This is a genomic window from Dolichospermum sp. UHCC 0315A, from assembly GCF_008121535.1.
GTDB classification, from domain to species: domain Bacteria; phylum Cyanobacteriota; class Cyanobacteriia; order Cyanobacteriales; family Nostocaceae; genus Dolichospermum; species Dolichospermum lemmermannii.
In genome coordinates this window covers 633560-647547 of the sequence record NZ_CP043056.1, presented here as the reverse complement: position 1 = coordinate 647547, position 13988 = coordinate 633560, and the positions used below count along the sequence as shown (strand labels likewise).

Sequence of the window (13988 nt, the reverse complement as noted above, 5' to 3'; positions counted from 1 at the left end):
TTACTGAATTTTAACACCAATATAACCGATAATAATTTTAGTTGGTTTTAAAGGATGAAAATGAAGTCTCCATGCACCTGGAGTCATCCGAATATGCCAACTAAATAATCTTTTTTCTCCATCAAGACATTCAAAAGTTAACTCTTTTTCAAAATTATCTAATCTTGATTTACTTTCTGGTGTTACTTTACTAGCAAAATCATCTTTATTAAAAGTACCTGATATCCATTTTTTAGAATATTCTTCAAGTTCAGATAATTTTTTCATAATTTGTTGGAATATAGGATAACCATTATTAATATTTTCTAATTGTTTCTCTACGGAATCACAAAATTCTAAATGAGGAAATATCTCTTTTCTGTTATTCCATAAATCTAAACCAGAATTAATATTATCATAAAGACGATTTTTAATCCATTCTTCATGTTCAATAACATGATTTTTACTACTTGCGTGTTTAACTTCTATAATTTCTTCCAGTAATTCTCCATCTTCATTATTTGTAATTTGTAGGACAGATATAACATTATTATTCCATAATTCATGAGTTTTAAAACTAACAGATAATACCTTTGATGTATGAGTACAAGCATAAATAAATCCTTGAGGGGTTTCATTATAATCTTCACAAGCATATAAGACTTCATTCGACTGAGATTGATCAAAAAATTCATCAAACTCATCAAACTCAAAAAATTGCATACTTAAAATAAAATCCTGTTCAACTTGATCAACATTTCGATCATTAAGCCATTTAGATATAGAATAATTAGAGGCAAGATTAATATTATGAAAACTATTATAACTTAGTAATTGTTGTTGTATTCCTTGTTCTAATGCTTCTCTTAAAGTTTGAATAAAGTTAGACATTAATTCTCTAGCTTTATATTCATCATCTTCTAAATTCAAAAGACATAATTCATTAAATACCAGTTGAATATCCATTATTTAATCTCCCACTGGTGCTAATAATGCTCTTGCACTTTTATTCCATTCATCAAAGAAATTTTTAGGAATTGTATTAATACGTCCTTTTTTGTCTAATTTAGGAGAAATAATTTTAATTTCATTCATTTGACTTTGTATTTCAAAAAAGTGTAATTGTACATCTTCTGGCTTAATTTTACCACCATGAACAGCAATTCTTATACCATTTAGAATATGATCACTATGACTTTCAATAATTACCTGAATCCCATGATTTGCTGCTAAAGCTAATAATTGACCTAGTTGTGATTGTCCTTGAGGGTGAAGATGAGATTCAGGATTTTCAATAATTATCATTGTTCCTGGTTTAGAGGAAAGAATTGCTGTTAGAATAGGTAAAGAATAAGTAACACCAAAACCTACATTAAAAGGAGAATATTTTTTACTCATTCCATCTTTACTAACTCCATCTTTACTAACTCCAAAAGAATATTTCAATGTTATTGCATTGGCAACTTTGTCAACATGAGTTTTAATATTAGGACTAATTTCTCCCATCCAAGCATCTACTTGATCTTTTAAACTTAGAGATTCAATACTAGGATGCTTTAATCCATTAATCGGAATATCTTGATTACCAAACTCAGCTAAAAAATGTGCCGTATATTCTCCTTTTTTACCTATTTGTCTATGTTGAATAACATCATTTTCTGATAAAGGATAAGATTGTGCTGGTGTAATTCTTTCAGCACTTAAATAGTGAAATTTATCGTTAAATAAATTAAATTTATTAATTTGAGAATCATTAGCTATTGATGCAATTGGTAGTACATTATTTTGAAAATCATAATTAAAATTCCAGATTGTGTGCTGATCATTTTCCCAAGTAATTCCAAAGCTAATTAATTCTTCGTCAGCATTTTCATATATAGCATCTTCACCAGTACCTATATAAGCTATTTCATTATCAAGTTTTAGCCCATTATTAGGTAAATAATCCTTTCTATAAGCATAGCGTAATAAAATCAATGATTGAATTATAGAAGATTTACCTGTACTATTTAAACCAGAAATTAAGGTAAGAGGTTTAAAATCAAAATTTTCATCTGCAAATGCTTTGAAGTTTTTTAAATGTAATTTTTTAATCATGACAATATACTTTGAATAATTCCTTGAATATGCTTAAATCGCTCTTTGACGATGTTAGCATCTCCAGCACTTTTATATAAGATACTATCAAACTTACCATTTTCTTGTTCTTTTAATAAAACTTTAAGTAAATCTTCTTTTCTTTGTTTAAGAATATTGATTTCCTGATCATTTAATTTAGCCAGGTTAATTGACCATGCTTCCAGTAGTGCTTTATTAATAGGATATCTTGGTTTCTCTCTTGGCTTCCTAAATGCTTGTCCCTCAAATAAATCATGAGCAAGATTCATAATTAACAAAAATCTTTGTTTAATATTCTCTATTTCAGAATCATCCATTTGATTCATTTCGGTCATTTTTTTATCTAAAAAATAATCATAATCTTTGAAGGTCAGGTTATCTATATTACTTGTCATTAAAGATAAAACTTTTAAAATACATTCTTGATCAATCATTCTTTTATCTTTAATTCCCTTATCTGTTGTTTTTTTAAATTCTGGAGATTCAGAAAGTTCTTTTAATAAATTTGTGATTTTATTTGGAGAGTTTTTAGCATAACGCATTTCTTGAGCAGAAAGTGCAGTTCCTCCTTGATTAATCCGTTTAAATATATTAAAACTAATCTCAGATGATGTTCCTCTTAAAATTAAATATACTGTTAATTTTGTTTCTTTAATTCTTCTTTTCCACCGAGGTGTCAGTTCTTGATAATTTTTACCATGTAAATCAGTGAAAAAATCTAATCCATCCAGAGTAAAACTTTGATCAGTGACAAACTCCTTAAATGTTGTTATTCTTTGTATTCCATCTATGACTAACCATTGATCATCATTAGTTGCATCAATATAAAAAGCAGGTAAAGGAATTTGCACTAAAAGAGATTCAATTAACCGACTTTTTGCAGTTTTAGTCCAAATACCTTCTTTTCGTTGAAATTCGGGGGCTATCATTCGATGATTATTTAATCTGTCCAGAATTTGCTGTACGGTCATGATATTAGTTCCCATACTAATGCAAGTCGGATCAAATCCTTGAGAAAGCGTTGGTTCTTCTTCTTCTTCTTCTTCAATATCTATATCTTCTTCATATTCTGAGTTAATCTGATTTTGTTCTAAATTATTTGTTTCTGTCATAATAGTAGAAGAAAAAAGTTTTTACACTGTTTTCCGTGATGTTTAGTAACCAAATGAAGTATAATACATTTTTTTGCAGGCAACGAGAAGAGACTATTGGTAAAATATTTCTTCATGAAAATACATGATTTGTGGGAAACTCATCAACAAAGATAGTATTATTAAGGATTGTTTCACTGTGTAACCTTTCCTTAGCCTGTCAATATGTCAGAAAATCTAGCTGCTTCTTTAAACGATGTGCTTCCAACCGCTCACAATAGCCAGAATACTATCCGCATTCGGGGCGCTAGGCAGCATAATCTGAAAAATATTGATTTGGAATTACCCCGCGATCGCCTGATTGTCTTTACTGGCGTTTCTGGTTCGGGTAAGTCTTCTTTAGCCTTCGATACCATTTTCGCTGAAGGTCAACGCCGTTATGTCGAATCCCTCAGCGCCTATGCTCGACAATTTCTAGGACAGTTGGATAAACCCGATGTGGAAGCCATTGAAGGTTTAAGTCCGGCAATTTCCATTGACCAAAAATCAACTTCCCATAATCCCCGTTCCACAGTGGGAACAGTGACGGAAATTTATGATTATCTGCGATTGTTATATGGTCGGGCTGGTGAACCTCATTGTCCCATGTGCGATCGCTCTATTGCCCCTCAGACCATTGACCAGATGTGCGATCGCATCATGGAACTTCCCGACCGTACCCGCTTCCAAATTCTAGCCCCTGTAGTCCGGGGGAAAAAGGGAACTCACCGCAAATTAATTTCTGGTTTAGCCGCGCAAGGATTTGTCCGCATTAGGGTAAATGGAGAGGTGCGAGAGCTATCAGATTCCATTGAGTTAGATAAAAATAACACACATACTATAGAACTGGTTATTGACAGATTAGTTAAAAAAGATGGTATTCAAGAGCGTTTGGTGGATTCTCTGGCAACTTGTCTTAAGCAATCTCACGGCATCGCTACAATTGAGGTATTAAAAGACACATCGGACAAGATAGCGCTGGAGCGACCTGATAGTAAGTATATAGCAACTGAGGCAGAAAATCAAGGTATTTCAGAACAAGAATTACCCACAGAAATGGTATTTTCGGAAAACTTTGCTTGTCCCGAACATGGTGCGGTAATGGAAGAATTATCCCCCCGATTGTTTTCTTTTAATTCCCCTTATGGTGCTTGTCCCCATTGTCATGGGATTGGGACTTTAAGAAGATTTTCCCCGGAGTTGGTTGTCCCTAATCCAGATTCGCCCATGTATGCAGCGATCGCTCCCTGGTCAGAAAAGGAAAACTCCTATTATTTGGAGTTGCTGTATGCTGTGGGGTTAAATTATGGCTTTGAGTTACAAACTCAATGGGGGAAGTTGACACCGGAACAGCAAAAAGTTGTCTTGTATGGCGAAGAAAACAAGAAAACTACAGAAGAAAAAAAGCAGACTTTCAAAGGTGTTATTCCCATTTTACAAAGACAGTATGAAGGGGGAACAGAGTTAGTTAAACAGAAATTAGAAGAATATTTAATTGACCAACCTTGCGAAGTTTGCGGTGGGAAAAGATTAAAACCCGAAGCCTTAGCTGTGAAGTTGGGACAATATGGGATTTTAGATTTTACCAGTGTTTCCATTCGGGAATGTCGGGAAAGAATCGAAAAATTAAAATTGAGTGCTAGACAAACTCAAATAGCTGATTTAGTTCTCAGAGAAGTTAAAGCCAGATTACAATTTTTATTAGATGTTGGCTTAGATTATCTCACCTTAGATCGTCCCGCCATGACATTATCAGGTGGAGAAGCCCAACGCATTCGATTAGCCACACAAATCGGTTCAGGACTAACAGGAGTTCTTTACGTTTTAGACGAACCTAGCATTGGGTTACATCAAAGAGATAACGGAAAATTACTCAAAACATTAACCAAATTACGCGACTTAGGAAATACCTTAATAGTTGTCGAACATGATGAAGAAACTATCCGCGCTGCTAACTATATAGTTGATATTGGTCCCGGTGCAGGAATTCATGGGGGAAATATTATTTCCGAAGGCAGTTTTGAGGATTTACTCAACGCAGAAGCATCTTTAACTGGTGCTTACCTATCAGGAAGAAGAGTGATCACTACCCCAGCCAAAAGACGAGAAGGAAATGGCCGCGCCTTAACTATTAGAAATGCCCATCGTAACAACTTACAAAATATAGATGTAGAAATTCCCTTGGGAAAACTTGTCTCCGTTACAGGTGTTTCTGGTTCAGGAAAATCTACCTTAATTAACGAATTACTTTATCCAGCCTTACAACATCATTTACTGAAAAAAGCTCCCGCACCTAAAGACATGGATGAAATCAAGGGTTTAAACTGCGTTGATAAAGCCATTGTCATTGACCAATCACCCATTGGGAGAACTCCCCGTTCTAACCCTGCAACTTACACCGGAGTTTTCGATATTATTCGTGATGTTTTTTCCCAAACTGTTGAAGCTAAAACCAGAGGTTATAAACCTGGACAATTTTCTTTTAATGTTAAAGGTGGACGGTGTGAAGCTTGTAGTGGACAAGGTGTAAATGTCATCGAAATGAATTTTCTCCCTGACGTTTATGTGCAATGTGAAATTTGCAAAGGTGCGAGATATAACCGGGAAACTCTCCAAGTTAAATATAAGGATAAATCAATTTCTGATGTTTTGAATATGACGGTTGAAGAAGCATTAGATTTCTGTCAAAATATTCCCAAAGCCCTAACTAGATTACAAACTTTATTTGATGTTGGTTTGGGTTATGTGCAGTTAGGACAACCAGCGACAACTTTATCTGGTGGAGAAGCCCAACGGGTGAAATTAGCCACGGAATTATCTCGACGCGCGACTGGGAAAACACTTTATTTAATAGATGAACCAACTACAGGTTTATCTTTTTATGATGTCCACAAATTGTTGGACGTTTTACAAAGATTGGTAGATAAGGGAAATTCCATTTTAGTGATTGAACATAATTTAGATGTCATTCGTTGTTCTGATTGGGTGATAGATTTGGGACCTGAAGGTGGAGATAAGGGCGGAGAACTGATTGCTGCGGGAACGCCTGAAGATGTGGCAAAAAATCCTCGTTCTTATACTGGTCAATATTTACAGCAGGTGTTGGCGCAATATCCAGCAGTTATCTAAACTATGATTTTTTTGATTAATTTGATTTTTGTGATTAATTAATTATTTCAATCATCCCAATCATCTAAATCAGAAAAATCACAGTTTAGACATTATGCTAATAATTCTCGAATTATCCGAGTGACTGCTTTTTGAGTAACGCGAGTGGCAATTTGTTGACCCAGTTATCTAAACTATGATTTTTTTGATTAATTTGATTTTTGTGATTAATTAATTATTTCAATCATCCCAATCATCTAAATCAGAAAAATCACAGTTTAGACATTATGCTAATAATTCTCGAATTATCCGAGTGACTGCTTTTTGAGTAACGCGAGTGGCAATTTGTTGACCCAGTTATCTAAACTATGATTTTTTTGATTAATTTGATTTTTGTGATTAATTAATTATTTCAATCATCCCAATCATCTAAATCAGAAAAATCACAGTTTAGACATTATGCTAATAATTCTCGAATTATCCGAGTGACTGCTTTTTGAGTAACGCGAGTGGCAATTTGTTGACCCAGTTATCTAAACTATGATTTTTTTGATTAATTTGATTTTTGTGATTAATTAATTATTTCAATCATCCCAATCATCTAAATCAGAAAAATCACAGTTTAGACATTATGCTAATAATTCTCGAATTATCCGAGTGACTGCTTTTTGAGTAACGCGAGTGGCAATTTGTTGACCCAGTTATCTAAACTATGATTTTTTTGATTAATTTGATTTTTGTGATTAATTAATTATTTCAATCATCCCAATCATCTAAATCAGAAAAATCACAGTTTAGACATTATGCTAATAATTCTCGAATTATCCGAGTGACTGCTTTTTGAGTAACGCGAGTGGCAATTTGTTGACCCAGTTATCTAAACTATGATTTTTTTGATTAATTTGATTTTTGTGATTAATTAATTATTTCAATCATCCCAATCATCTAAATCAGAAAAATCACAGTTTAGACATTATGCTAATAATTCTCGAATTATCCGAGTGACTGCTTTTTGAGTAACGCGAGTGGCAATTTGTTGACCCAGTTATCTAAACTATGATTTTTTTGATTAATTTGATTTTTGTGATTAATTAATTATTTCAATCATCCCAATCATCTAAATCAGAAAAATCACAGTTTAGACATTATGCTAATAATTCTCGAATTATCCGAGTGACTGCTTTTTGAGTAACGCGAGTGGCAATTTGTTGACCCAGTTATCTAAACTATGATTTTTTTGATTAATTTGATTTTTGTGATTAATTAATTATTTCAATCATCCCAATCATCTAAATCAGAAAAATCACAGTTTAGACATTATGCTAATAACTCTCGAATTATCCGAGTTACAGCTTTTTGAGTAACACGAGTGGCAATTTGTTGACCCAGTTATCTAAACTATGATTTTTTTGATTAATTTGATTTTTGTGATTAATTAATTATTTCAATCATCCCAATCATCTAAATCAGAAAAATCACAGTTTAGACATTATGCTAATAATTCTCGAATTATCCGAGTTACAGCTTTTTGAGTAACACGAGTGGCAATTTGTTGACCTAAAAGTTGAACTCCTGGATTAACAATGATTTGGGCTAATTGAGGAGCAAATTTTGTGGCATCAAAGCCTTTAGTTCCTCGCAAAATCCCAGCAATGCGTTTAATATATTCTAAAGTTTGTTGTTGTTCAACACTTGCTGAAGGAATTTGATTGATTGCAGTGATTCCTACCCTTTCTCGCAGTACATAAGTCAAGTTATGCAAGGCATTTTTACTAACAGCATCTACACCGTTGAAAAATTCATCAACTAATCTGTCACGAATAAATGAACCTCGGTCAGAAGAGAGAAATTCTACTCCTTGATTAACAACCAAATTAAGATCATATTCTTGGTTACTGCGGGCATTTTTTAACAAATTCTCCAACCGATTCCAGCGAAATTTACCATCTTTAAACAGTAATTCTTGTAATGATGTTCTTAACTCATTTGCCGGATCTGTTAAAAGCCGTTTAGCAACATAAGGATAGGCTTCACTGAGAACTTTAAAATCGGGATCTATATAAATTGCAATCCCTTCCAAAGTCACAAGAGAACGAATAATTAAAGCGTAATAGGGAGGGACGCGGAAAGGATATTCATACATTAAAGCTGATAAATCATCGGTGATGCTTTTAATATTCAAATCCGCGACACTTGCACCTTCGGCATTAGCAAATACCTTTGCAAAAGCGGGAACGATGGGGGTAAGGTCTGTTTCTGGACTGAGGAATTCTAACTTTACATAGTCTTTTGCTAAACTATCAAATTCTCGATTGACAACGTGGACAATTGCCTCAATTAAACCATAACGTTGGGCTGGTTTAACTTCGCTCATCATGCCAAAATCGAGATAAGCTAATTTACCATCCATTGTCGCTAACAAGTTACCTGGGTGAGGGTCAGCATGAAAAAATCCATGTTCTAATAATTGACGTAAAGAACACTGAACACCAACTTCAATTAAATACCGCGCATTGATTCCTAAAGCGGCAATTTTTTCGGGTTGAGTTAATTTAATGCCGTTAATCCATTCCATCGTTAAAACGCGACGGTTGGTGTATTCCCAGTAAATTTTGGGGACATAAATATCCTTCATGTGACCATATAATTCAAAAAAGCGTTCCGCATTTTCGCCTTCATGAATATAGTCCATTTCTTCAAAAATGCGATCGCCTAATTCATCTAAAATCCCCACTAAATCACTGCGGACTCGCTGGAAATTGTGCTGTATCCAACCAGCCAAATTCCGCAAAATATACAAATCTATAGTAATTCTTTCTCGTAAATCTGGGCGTTGTACCTTAATCGCTACTTCTTCGCCAGTTTTCAATCTTCCCTGATATACCTGTCCTAAAGAAGCCGCCGCAATCGGTTGTGAAGACAATTCTGCATAAATCTCTAATGGTGTTGCTCCCAATTCTTCCTCAATAAACTGGTAAGCTATTTCATTAGGAAAAGCTGGTAATTGATCTTGGAGTCTAGTTAATTCTTCCAGGTAAATTGGTGGGACTAAATCTGGTCTAGTGGATAAGGCCTGACCAATTTTAATGTAAGCTGGACCCAACTTTGTTAATAAATCTCTGAGTTGAACAGCCCGACGACGTTCATTTTTAACCAAAATTCCCCATTGCTTATCCCACCATAACCCAAAGACAAAGGACAGAATTGGTTTTAAAACCGTCAAAATCCGCCGGATAACTTGCAGGAATCGCCCACTATACTGTGCTTGTATTTCCACAGGATCATACAGCACCGACTCCGGTTCAGATCCCACCCGCACCCGATGTCTGGGCTGTGGAGAAGCTTCAGCCGATTTGATTGCTACAGTCTGTGGATTTTGTTCTGCTACTACCTCAATTACGGACAATTCGCCTCCGCGACTGTCCTCCTGACTTGTTCGAGAACTAGAGGGAAGTGTCTTAACCATCATGAAGAAGCCACCAGTTAGATCAACGTTGTTAAATATTGTAACAATATCTTGTCTTTTCGGGATATCTTCAAAAATTATAAATTAATGCTTTGATATTTTTTGTCAATAAACGCAGCATAGTGTATTTAGGCAGAAAACAACATAGCTAAATATATTTAAGGACGAAGAGCCATATTTTTGCTAAAAAGACTGACAACAACCAAGTAAAGTTGGATAGTTTGCTAGAATTACCTATTGATCTTGGGAGTCTTGTTAATGACAACAATCTTAGAAGTAAATAGTACAAACTTACTCTTGCTGCAATTGTTACAGGTAGGAGTGCCTACCCAAGCAGCCACTAGTCAAGTGGATTTAGTTCAAGGAGTAATCCAGGCATTTATTTTAGGGATTGTGCAAGGGATTACAGAGTTTTTACCAATTAGTAGTACAGCACATTTAATCATTGTGACGAAGGTATTTGGTTGGAAAGAACTGGGTTCTAAAGATTTTGTTGATGCTATTCAATTTGGAAGTGTAATTGCAATTTTGTGGTATTTTTGGGCTGTTATTTCTAGTTTAGTGAAAGGTGCAATTACAGCTTTTAAAACTAAAGACTGGGAAAGCGAAGAATGGAAAATTGTTGTCGGGATTGCGGTGGGGACAATTCCCGCTTTAACTATTGGGTTTTTGTTAAAAGATGTGATCCCAGAAAGTTCCTTAATTATTGCGATCATGTCAATTATTATGGCGATTTTGCTAGGGTTAGCTGAAAAAATTGGGAGTCGTAAACGGGGTTTTGCTACTTTGGAAATTCGAGATGGTATTTTAGTAGGATTGGGACAAACTCTAGCTTTAGTTCCGGGCGTTTCTCGTTCAGGTTCCACTTTAACTACTGGCTTATTTTTAGGATTAGAAAGAGAAGCAGCCGCGAAATTTTCATTTTTGTTAGGATTTCCCACTTTGACAATTGCGACTTTATATAAAAGTCTGAAGATCTTCAAAATGTTTCAATCAGGTGAATTACCAGATAATATTGTGATTCTGTTAATTGTTGGCATCATTTCTACTTTTATTTTTTCCTATTTATCAATTGCTTTTTTAATCAAATACTTGCAAACTAAAAACACATTGGTTTTTGTTTGGTATCGGTTGGCCTTTGGTATTTCCATTTTATTAGCGATCGCCGCTGGTTGGCCAGGATAACTCTGATAGAATATTTACACTAGGTGGGGATTGGGGATTGGATATTAAATTTTAGATTTTGGATCATGTTAAATTAACTTCTATCTAAAATTTTTATCCCCTAACAACTGACAACTGTACGGGCGAAGCATTTGCAGAACTATTTTTGGCAATGACCGATAATTTATCTTCCAAATGCTTCGCCCCTACTAACAACCGACAACTGACAACTAACTCATGACTACCATTCAACCTGCTAAAATTACCAAGGTGCTTGCTGACTCAATTGCGGAGGAAATTGGCTTTACAGCCGGTGATGCGATTGTGGCCATTAATGGCACACAACCTCGTGATTTAATTGATTATCAATTTTTGTGCGCTGATGAAATTCTGGAACTAGAAGTTTTAGATGCGACAGGGAAAACCCATCATGTCGAAATTGAAAAAGATTATGATGATGATTTAGGACTGGAATTTTCAACAGCTTTATTTGATGGTTTAATTCAGTGTAATAACCGTTGTCCCTTTTGCTTTATTGATCAACAACCACCGGGAAAACGGACTAGTTTATATTTAAAAGATGATGATTACCGATTAAGCTTTTTATATGGTTCTTATCTAACTTTAACGAATTTAACCGCGAAAGAATGGCAAAGAATTGAACAAATGCGATTATCACCTCTGTATGTTTCCGTGCATTCTACAGAACCAGATATAAGAATTAGACTTTTAAAAAATAATCGGGGTGGAGAAATATTATCACAAATTCGCTGGTTTCAAGAACGAAGATTACAAATTCATGCTCAAGTTGTTGTCTGTCCAGGTATAAATGATGGTGAACATTTAGAAAGGACATTACAAGATCTAACATCTTTTCATCCTGGAGAATTACCAACAGTAGCATCAATAGCAGTTGTTCCCGTGGGTTTAACGCGATTTCGTCCCCAGGAAGATGAACTCATACCTGTAACTAAGGAAAAAGCACAAGAGGTAATTTCTCAAGTTAAATTACTCTCTCAGAAATTTCGCAAAAAATATAATTCTAGTGTAGTGTGGTTAGCTGATGAATGGTTTTTAATTGCCGGGGAAGAATTACCTAGCGAAGCTGAATATGAAGAATATCCCCAAATTGATAATGGTGTGGGTTCAATCCGCTTATTTATTAAACAATTTACCCAAACTGCAACTGAGTTGTTACCACTGAAAATTACCAACCAACGCAGATTAACTTGGGTTGTCGGTAATGCAGTGGAAATAGCATTTCAACCCCTGGTACAACAATTAAATACTGTAGAAGGGTTAGAAGTGAATATGCGGGCTTTATGTAGCGATTATTGGGGACAGAGTATCAGTGTTACTGGGTTATTAACGGGACATGATTTACTGTTAAATCTTCAAGGACAAGATTTAGGAGAGGGAATTTTATTACCTAGTGTCATGCTTAAACATGGGGAACTGGTATTTTTAGATGATATGACGGTTGCAGAAGTATCCCAACAATTAAATGTCAGTATTTTCCCTGTGGCGGGAGTTGAGGAATTAATCAATACTTGTCTTCAATAGGATTGATGATTTACGTAGGTGAACACAATAAAACCAAACTGTGTAAAGAAACGTAAAATCGCTGAAAACTTCTTTACTCTTGTCTCTTGCCTATTGCCTCAAGCCTAGTGCTATAACGACAATTTTCAACGCCAACCTACTTACAAGAGTCTTTCCTATTCAACAACTAACAACTAACAACTGACTAATGAATACAAAGACAAAAATTTTAGTTATTGAAGATGAAAAATCAGTGCGGGAAAATCTAATAGATTTGCTAGAAGCTGAGAATTTTGAAGTTGTTGCTGCTGCTAATGGGAGGATAGGCTTAAATATGGCTATGTCAGAATATCCAGATTTAATTCTCTGTGATATGATGATGCCAGAATTAGACGGTTATGGCGTATTAACAGCATTGCGGCAAGAGCCATCAATATCAACTATTCCTTTCATTTTTTTAACTGCTAACTCGGCTAAATCTGATTTCCGTCAAGGGATGAATATGGGAGCAGATGATTACCTGACTAAGTCATTTACCAGGGCTGAATTATTGAGTGCTATCCTAAATAAGTTGGAAAAGTATGGAAATCTAAAGAAGAATTTATTGGCTAATATTAATAAATTAACACCAAGAATGCAGTTGGTTTTAAATAATTTAAAAATAGCAATAAGAGAGAAAAATTTTGCAGAATTTGAGGTTCATTATCAACCAATTACTGATATTAATACTGGCAAAATTACCGCCGCAGAAAGTCTATTACGGTGGACAAATACGGAACTAGGAAGAGTATCACCACAGGAATTTATTCCTTTAGCAGAGACTAATGGATTAATTATTGATATTGGTAAATGGGTGTTAAATAGAGTTTGTCAGCAAATGCAAACTTGGCAAAATATTGGCATTTATAACTTAACCATAGCGGTTAATCTTGCATCAATTGAATTTAATCAACCAGATTTAATTCCCCAAATTATCAATTTGATATCTAGCCATAATATTCAATCAAATTGTTTAGAGCTTGAACTAACAGAAAGAATGATTATGGAAGATGTGGATATGGCAAGAGTAGCTATGAATAAACTACGCTCTTTAGGGGTAAAGATTGCCCTGGATGATTTTGGTGTTAGTAATAATTCATTGCTTACTCTCAAGCAATTACCAATGGATACACTCAAGATTGATCGTGATTTTATCCAAAATATTAATGATGATTACCGCAAAGCAGCAATTACAAAAAACTTGATTCAACTAGGACATGATTTGCAGCTAAAAATTATTGCTGAAGGGGTAGAAACTGAAGCAGAACTAGCATTTTTACGAGAAAATAACTGTGATGCTATTCAAGGCTTTATCTGTAGTCCACCATTACCTGCATTAGAATTCCAGAAGCTCTTATTGACGAATAAATCTTTATTTATTTATCCTAATGGTTAGAATAGATTTATCAAGAATTTAAAATGAATGAAACCGAAATTAAGAT

8 protein-coding genes are annotated in these 13988 nt (G+C 34.6%); 4 read left to right on the top strand and 4 right to left on the bottom strand.

Annotation, left to right across the window (positions count from 1 at the left end; all coding sequences use genetic code 11):
* The 3 genes from BMF77_RS02990 to BMF77_RS02980 are packed head-to-tail and all read right to left on the bottom strand — an operon-like array spanning nucleotide 1 to nucleotide 3209.
* Nucleotides 1-945 carry a hypothetical protein gene (locus BMF77_RS02990; RefSeq protein ID WP_148760532.1) on the bottom strand — a complete coding sequence of 315 codons (945 nt, stop codon included), beginning with the start codon at nucleotides 943-945 and terminating at the stop codon, nucleotides 1-3.
* A 3-nt stretch (nucleotides 946-948) separates the two neighbouring features.
* Entirely contained in the window at nucleotides 949-2076 is a 1128-nt protein-coding gene (locus BMF77_RS02985; protein WP_148760530.1) for a DUF3696 domain-containing protein, read from the bottom strand.
* A complete protein-coding gene (locus BMF77_RS02980) occupies nucleotides 2073-3209 on the bottom strand; it encodes a DUF262 domain-containing protein (RefSeq protein WP_148760528.1) in 1137 nt (378 codons plus the stop codon). Before BMF77_RS02980 ends, BMF77_RS02985 begins: the two co-directional genes overlap by 4 nt.
* A gap of 204 nt (nucleotides 3210-3413) precedes the next feature.
* Here BMF77_RS02980 and uvrA point away from each other — a divergent pair, with 204 nt between their 5' ends.
* Nucleotides 3414-6356: an excinuclease ABC subunit UvrA gene (gene uvrA / locus BMF77_RS02975; protein WP_148760526.1), complete on the top strand. Its 2943-nt coding sequence runs from the start codon at nucleotides 3414-3416 to the stop codon at nucleotides 6354-6356.
* 1468 nt (nucleotides 6357-7824) lie between these two features.
* Here the strand turns inward: uvrA and BMF77_RS02970 are convergent.
* Entirely contained in the window at nucleotides 7825-9804 is a 1980-nt protein-coding gene (locus BMF77_RS02970; RefSeq protein WP_148760524.1) for an AarF/ABC1/UbiB kinase family protein, read from the bottom strand.
* Between the two features lie 255 nt (nucleotides 9805-10059).
* Here BMF77_RS02970 and BMF77_RS02965 point away from each other — a divergent pair, with 255 nt between their 5' ends.
* From BMF77_RS02965 to BMF77_RS02950, 3 genes are all read left to right on the top strand, one after another.
* Nucleotides 10060-10986: an undecaprenyl-diphosphate phosphatase gene (locus BMF77_RS02965; protein WP_148760522.1), complete on the top strand. Its 927-nt coding sequence runs from the start codon at nucleotides 10060-10062 to the stop codon at nucleotides 10984-10986.
* 216 nt (nucleotides 10987-11202) lie between these two features.
* Nucleotides 11203-12528, top strand: coding sequence for a TIGR03279 family radical SAM protein (locus tag BMF77_RS02960; protein ID WP_148760520.1), 1326 nt, complete (start codon nucleotides 11203-11205; stop codon nucleotides 12526-12528).
* Nucleotides 12529-12715: 187 nt separating this feature from the next.
* Nucleotides 12716-13942, top strand: a complete 1227-nt coding sequence (locus BMF77_RS02950; protein WP_148760518.1) for an EAL domain-containing response regulator — start codon at nucleotides 12716-12718, stop codon at nucleotides 13940-13942.
* Nucleotides 13943-13988: the final 46 nt, after the last annotated feature.

What these genes read in the sequence shown, in the direction of transcription:
- BMF77_RS02990 (WP_148760532.1), bottom strand. Translation starts at nt 945, where the DNA reads ATGGATATTCAACTGGTATTTAATGAATTATGTCTTTTGAATTTAGAA.
- BMF77_RS02985 (WP_148760530.1), bottom strand. Translation starts at nt 2,076, where the DNA reads ATGATTAAAAAATTACATTTAAAAAACTTCAAAGCATTTGCAGATGAA.
- BMF77_RS02980 (WP_148760528.1), bottom strand. Translation starts at nt 3,209, where the DNA reads ATGACAGAAACAAATAATTTAGAACAAAATCAGATTAACTCAGAATAT.
- uvrA (WP_148760526.1), top strand. Translation starts at nt 3,414, where the DNA reads ATGTCAGAAAATCTAGCTGCTTCTTTAAACGATGTGCTTCCAACCGCT.
- BMF77_RS02970 (WP_148760524.1), bottom strand. Translation starts at nt 9,804, where the DNA reads ATGATGGTTAAGACACTTCCCTCTAGTTCTCGAACAAGTCAGGAGGAC.
- BMF77_RS02965 (WP_148760522.1), top strand. Translation starts at nt 10,060, where the DNA reads ATGACAACAATCTTAGAAGTAAATAGTACAAACTTACTCTTGCTGCAA.
- BMF77_RS02960 (WP_148760520.1), top strand. Translation starts at nt 11,203, where the DNA reads ATGACTACCATTCAACCTGCTAAAATTACCAAGGTGCTTGCTGACTCA.
- BMF77_RS02950 (WP_148760518.1), top strand. Translation starts at nt 12,716, where the DNA reads ATGAATACAAAGACAAAAATTTTAGTTATTGAAGATGAAAAATCAGTG.